Here is a 3203-nt window from a genome sequence, read left to right as displayed (position 1 = left end):
TCGAGCGCGCGGTGTGCGCGGTGTTCGAGGAGGTCCTGGGGCTGTCCGGCGTGGGCACGGGCGACGATTTCTTCCGCCTGGGCGGAGACAGCATCTCCTCCATCCAGGTCGTCAACCGCCTGCACCGCAAGGGCCACCTGCTCAAGGTCGCCGACGTCTTCAACGCGCGCACCCCGGCCGGGCTGGCCCGGCTGAGCACCCTGGCCGACCCCGAAGACACGCCCGCCTTCGCCGCCGACACCGCTGCCGAGGGCACCCTGCCCCTCCTGCCCATCGCCCACTGGATGCTCGACCGCGGCGAGGGGACCGACTCCGTCACCCAGCGCCAGGTCGTGGCCACCCCGGCCACCCTGACGGCCGACGTCCTCACCGCCGCCATCGGCGACCTCCTGGACCGACACGAAGCCCTGCGCATGCGCCTGCACCGCATCACCGACCGGACGGAACTGGAGGTCCCGCCCACAGCCGAGGCCAAGCCCCAGGACTGCCTGCGGCGCGTCCCCCTGCCCCCGGGCGGCGGACGCCTCCCCCGAGACCTGGTCGCCGAGGCCGCCGAGACGGCCGCCGCCGAACTCGACCCGGCCGCGGGCGTCCTCCTGCGCGCCGTCTGGTTCGACCGCGGCGACACCGAACAGGGCCGACTCCTGCTCCTCATCCACCACCTCGCCGTCGACGGCGTCTCCTGGCGGGTCCTGCTCCCCGACCTCGAAGCCGCCGTCGAGGCGCGGCTCACGGACACCGCACCCGAGCTGTCCGCGCCGGGCACCCCGCTGCGGGCCTGGGCGAGGGCGCTCGCCGAGTCCTCCGGCGCACCCCGCTGGGCGGAGCAGATGCCCCACTGGCGCGACACCCTCCGCGCGGTCGGGGACACGGCGCACCTGCCCGCCCCGGACCCGGCCCGGGACGTGCTGGACACGGCGCGCACCGAGACCCGAATGCTGGAGGCCGACACCACCGAGGCACTGCTCACCCGCCTGCCGGAGGCCTTCAACGCCGGCCCCGAGGACGTCCTGCTCACCGGGCTCGCCCTGGCCGTCGCCGCCTGGCGCGGGCAGGACGGCGCCGACCTGCTGGTCGACGTCGAGGGCCACGGCCGCGAGGACCTCTTCCCCGGCGCCGACCTGTCCCGCACCGTCGGCTGGTTCACCAGCCTCTACCCGGTCCGCCTCGACCTGGCCGGCACCGGTACCGACGAGGCCCTGCGGGGCGGCCCTGCCGCTGGCCGGGCGGTCAAGCGGGTCAAGGAGGTCCTGCGGACCGTCCCCGACGGCGGTGCCGGCTTCGGGGTCCTGCGCTACCTCCACCCGGAAACCGCGCGGGAACTGGCCGCCCTGCCCCGACCCGGACTGCTCTTCAACTACCTGGGACGCCTGCCCGCAGCCATGGGACGGGACTGGGAACTCACCGAGGAGACCTGGGACGTGCCCCTGGAGTTCGATCCGCGCACCCCCCTGACCCACGGCCTGGCGTTCAACGTCGTCGCCGAGACCGGCCCCCGGGGCACCGTGCTGCGCACCCGCCTCACCTATGCCCGGGGCCTGTGGCCCCAGGAGCGGGCGAGGGCCCTGCTCGACCAGTGGTCGCGCGCCCTGCACGCCCTGGCCGACCACGCCGACGCCGGCGGCTCCGGCGGCCACACCCCCTCCGACTTCTCGATGGTCTCCCTGGAGCAGGGCCAGGTCGACCAGTTGGAGGCCCTGCTCCGACGGCGCCGATGACCCCTCCGCAGCACCCCCGGAACCCGCACCCGGCTTCCCCGACCGACGAAGAGGAAAGCATGCCTTCGAGCGAGCCCACCCTGGAGGACGTCCTCCCGCTCACCCCGTTGCAGGAGGGACTGCTCTTCCACGCCCACAGCGACCGCCGCGACGTCTACACGGTCCGGACCGGAGTCGACCTCTCCGGACCGCTGGACCACGAGCGCCTGCGCGCGGCCCTCGGCACGGTGCTGCGCCGGTACCCCAACCTGAGGGTCGGCTTCTGGTACGAGGACATGAGCCGCCCCGTGCAGTTCGTGGCCGCCGACGTCACCGTCCCCTTCCGGACCGTGGACCTGTCCAAGACCGCGCCGGAGCGGGTAGGCGAGGAGGTCGAGCGGATCGGGCGGGAGGAGGACGCCACCCCCTTCGATCTCACCGACGCCCCGCCGCTGCGCTGCGTCCTCGTCCGGCGCGGCGAGGACGAGCACACCCTCCTGCTCACCAACCACCACATCATCCTCGACGGCTGGTCCACTCCCCTCCTGATCGGCGAACTCCTGGCGGCCTACGCCGCCGACGGCGGCGACCTCCCTCCCGCCCCCGCCTTCCGGGACCACCTGGCCTGGCTGGCGTCCCAGGACACCGACGCAGCCCGTCGCGCCTGGGCCGAGGCGCTCGACGGAGCCCCGGCCGCCACCGCGCTGCTGGGGGAGGGCGCCGGCCGGGACGGGGATCCCGCCACCGGCCGGGTCGGGCTGGACCTCACCGAGCAGGAGGCACGGGAGCTGACCGCGGCCCCCGCCCGCACCGGTGCCACGGTCAACGCGCTCATCCAGGCGGCCTGGGCCCTGGTCGCCTCGCGCCGGACGGGCCAGGACGACGTGGTGTTCGGTGCCACCGTCTCCGGCCGCTCCACCGGCCTGCCCGGCGTGGAGTCCATGATCGGCCTGTTCATCAACACGGTGCCGGTCCACGCCCGGCTGCGGCCCGCGGAGAGCGGCGCCGACCTGGCCCTGCGGATCCAGGAGGAGCAGGGCCGCCTCATCGAGCACCAGCACCTGGGGCTGGGGCGCATCCAGCGCGCCTCGGGAACCGAGGCCGCCTTCGACTCGCTCCTGGTGGTGGAGAACTACCCCATCGACCCCGCGCTGTTCCAGCGCTCCTTCGCCGGGGTGGGCATCAGCGGCGTGGACGTCCGGGACGCCACCCACTACCCGCTGACCCTGGTCGCCCTACCCGGAGGCGAGCCCCGGTTCGTGCTCGGCCACCGCACCGACCTGTGCGACCGCGAGGGCGCGCTCGCCCTGCTCGGGGAGTTCCGCGACACGCTCATGCGCCTGGTCCGCGATCCCGGGGAGCCCGTCGCACGGGTCTCCGTCCACTGCGGTGACGCGGGGGTGACCGGAGCGGTCAACGATACGGCGGTGGTGGTGTCCGGTGGTGTGCTGGGTGGGTCGCCGGGGGGTGCGGGGCGGTGGTCGGGCCGGGTGGCGCTGGTGGATG

2 protein-coding genes are annotated in these 3203 nt (G+C 74.7%); both read left to right on the top strand.

Annotated features, from left to right (window positions below):
* Positions 1 to 1718 (top strand): condensation domain-containing protein (locus B042_RS0116810; RefSeq protein WP_028649298.1); only part of this gene is annotated, 1718 nt, incomplete at its 5' end.
* Positions 1719 to 1777: 59 nt separating this feature from the next.
* A partial coding sequence (locus B042_RS0116805; RefSeq protein WP_028649297.1) for a condensation domain-containing protein occupies positions 1778 to 3203 on the top strand: 1426 nt, incomplete at its 3' end.

This window comes from Nocardiopsis sp. CNT312 (assembly GCF_000515115.1).
Lineage (GTDB): Bacteria > Actinomycetota > Actinomycetes > Streptosporangiales > Streptosporangiaceae > Nocardiopsis.
Note: the sequence above shows the minus strand (reverse complement) of the source record. Positions and strands in the feature narration are given on the sequence as shown.